This window comes from Enterobacter cloacae complex sp. 2022EL-00981, from assembly GCF_028737495.1.
GTDB lineage: Bacteria > Pseudomonadota > Gammaproteobacteria > Enterobacterales > Enterobacteriaceae > Enterobacter > Enterobacter cloacae.
This window is the reverse complement of the sequence record NZ_JAQZRK010000060.1, coordinates 1-2,748: the sequence shown is the minus strand read 5'-3', so window position 1 is coordinate 2,748 and position 2,748 is coordinate 1. Positions and strand designations below refer to the sequence as shown.

2 protein-coding genes and 1 pseudogene are annotated in these 2,748 nt (G+C 48.5%); 2 read left to right on the top strand and 1 reads right to left on the bottom strand.

The window, feature by feature from the left end; genetic code table 11:
• Positions 1–419 (top strand): annotated as a pseudogene (locus tag PUZ33_RS25040) (IS4 family transposase); the annotation flags it as partial.
• Here PUZ33_RS25040 and PUZ33_RS25035 read toward each other — a convergent pair.
• Positions 416–1,420 (bottom strand): NAD-dependent epimerase, encoded by a 1,005-nt coding sequence (locus PUZ33_RS25035; RefSeq protein WP_058681271.1) that lies wholly within the window; start codon positions 1,418–1,420, stop codon positions 416–418. The pseudogene PUZ33_RS25040 and the gene PUZ33_RS25035 sit on opposite strands and share 4 nt — an antisense overlap.
• Before the next feature lie 193 nt (positions 1,421–1,613).
• Between PUZ33_RS25035 and wzzB the strand changes: the two genes are divergently transcribed.
• On the top strand, positions 1,614–2,594 hold the full coding sequence (gene wzzB, locus PUZ33_RS25030; RefSeq protein ID WP_058681272.1) for an LPS O-antigen chain length determinant protein WzzB: 981 nt from the start codon (positions 1,614–1,616) through the stop codon (positions 2,592–2,594).
• Positions 2,595–2,748: the final 154 nt, after the last annotated feature.

Sequence of the window (2,748 nt, the reverse complement as noted above, 5' to 3'; positions counted from 1 at the left end):
ACAGGGAGATAAAACAAACGATGCAACTGAGCAGGCTGACGCTGAGAAGTAAAAAGCCGGAGCTTGTGGAGCAGGAGTTATGGGGCGTGTTACTGGCGTATAATCTGGTGCGATATCAGATGATTAAGATGGCGGGCCATCTGAAAGGATACTGGCCGAATCAGCTGAGCTTCTCAGAATCATGCGGCATGGTCATGAGAATGCTGATGACGTTGCAGGGCGCTTCACCAGGGCGTATCCCGGAGCTGATGCGTGATCTTGAAAGCATGGGACAGCTGGTAAAGTTGCCGACAAGAAGAGAAAGGGCCTTTCCAAGGGTGGTAAAGGAGAGGCCCTGGAGATACCCCACAGCCCCGAAAAAAGGCCAGTCAGTTGCTTTACTGACTGGCATTAGCCAGTGTGCCGGTTTTTTGTTTTAGACGTTGTAGAAAGCGCGATACCAGTCCACGAAGTTTTTCACCCCGTCTTTGACTGAGGTCTGCGGTTTAAAGCCAATAACGTCATACAACGCTTTCGTGTCCGCGCTGGTTTCCAGCACGTCACCTGGTTGAATCGGCATCATGTTTTTCTCTGCTTCTTTGCCGAGTGCTTCTTCCAGCGCCGTAATGTAATCCATAAGCTCAACCGGAGAGCTGTTACCAATGTTATAAACGCGATAAGGCGCGGAACTGGTCGCCGGCGAACCGGTTTCGACAGTCCAGTTTTCATCAGCCTGAGGGATAACATCCTGTAGGCGGAGAATAGCTTCGGCGATGTCATCTATATAGGTAAAGTCGCGCTTCATCTTGCCGTAGTTGTAAACATCAATGCTTTTGCCTTCGATCATTGCCTTTGTAAACTTAAACAGCGCCATGTCCGGACGTCCCCACGGGCCATACACGGTAAAGAAACGCAGGCCGGTGGTCGGCAGGTTGTACAAATGAGAGTAGGTATGCGACATCAGCTCGTTGGCTTTTTTGGTCGCCGCATACAGTGACACCGGGTGATCTACGGAGTCGTCAGTGGAGAACGGCATCTTGCGGTTCAGACCATAAACGGAGCTTGATGAGGCATACAGCAGGTGCTGTACCTTGTTATGACGACAACCTTCCAGCACGTTAAGGTGACCGACCAGGTTAGCATCCGCATACGCATGCGGATTTTCCAGCGAGTAGCGCACACCGGCTTGTGCGGCCAGATGTATCACGCGATCAAATTTTTCGCTGGCAAACAGCGCTGCCATAGCTTCACGATCGGCTAACTCCATCTTGTGGAAGGTGAAATTCCCGGATTTCAGTACATCCAGACGTGCCAGCTTAAGATTGACGTCATAATAGTCATTAAGATTATCAATACCGACGACCTGGTGTCCGGCATCCAGCAAGCGTTGGCTGACATGCGATCCGATAAAACCTGCCGCGCCCGTGACCAAAAATTTCATATCTTCCCTCATTATATTTCTATCTTGTCGATGCCTGAGGCATCTGAATTGCTATATGATAGCGCGTTGACCGCGAGTTACATAACCCATCTTTCCGATATAACTCATCGGATTCTGATAGAAAAATCGCTGGCAACAGATACACTATGTAAACATCACTGTTTTTTGCCCTTTTTCATCTGTTAGGGATTGTATGACGCAGAACAATAATACTCCGGTTAATAGCAGTAATGATCCGGAGCAAATTGATTTAGTAGATTTAGTTCTCCAGTTGTGGCGCGGAAAGCTGATAATTGGCGCTTTTATAGCTGTTTTTATCTTCGGTGCAGGTATTTACATTACCGTTGCAAAAGAAAAATGGACCTCGTCTGCCATCATTGCCCAGCCGGATGCGGCGCAGATTGCTACTTACGCGAACGCATTGAATATTCTTTACGGTAATGCTGCTCCTTCAATGCAGGATATCCAAAACCGTGCCATTGGTCGTTTCAATTCCTCATTTTCTGCTTTAGCCCAGGCGCTTGAAAACCAGGAAATGCCAGAAAAACTGACCATTGATACCACCGTTAAAGGTCAAGCGTTGCCGTTGAGCGTCACCTATCAAGGTGAGTCTGCTGAAGCTGCGCAAAAGCAGCTGGCGCAATACATTCAGCAGGTAGACGAGCAAACGGCGAAGGAACTTGCGCTCGACCTTAAAGATAACATTAAGCAGCAGATCACCAGCCTCAATGACTCTCTTGAAAACCAGGAAAAAGTCGCTCAGGAGCAGAAAGATCTGCGCATTAAACAGATTTCTGAGGCGCTTAAGAACGCGGAAGCGGCGAAAATTACCACTCCGCAGATCCAGCAAACTCAGGACGTGACTCAGGAAACCATGTTCCTGCTGGGGAGCGAAGCGCTGAAATCAATGATTGATAACGAAGCGTCTCGTCCGCTGGTCTTCTCTGGCGCTTACTACCAGACTAAGCAAAACTTACTGGATATAGAGAAGTTGAACGTGAACCCTGATACCATCCATGTCTATCGTTACGTCATGAAGCCGGATCTTCCCGTCTATCGTGACAGCCCGAAAAAGGTTATCGCGTTAATTCTGGCAGTCTTGCTCGGTGGAATTATCGGTTCTGGTGTGGTTCTCGGCCGCAACGCGTTGCGTAACTACAAACCAAAAGCCTGACTTGCAGATAAAAAAACGGGGAAATTCCCTAATGCCGATCATTTAAGGATCGGTTGACCGATCCAGTGGCTGTGTAAGAATCCGGAAATGTTCACCCGTTTCCGGATTTTTTTATGCACACTGGACAGGCTCTTGATCTGGTATCCCGTTACGA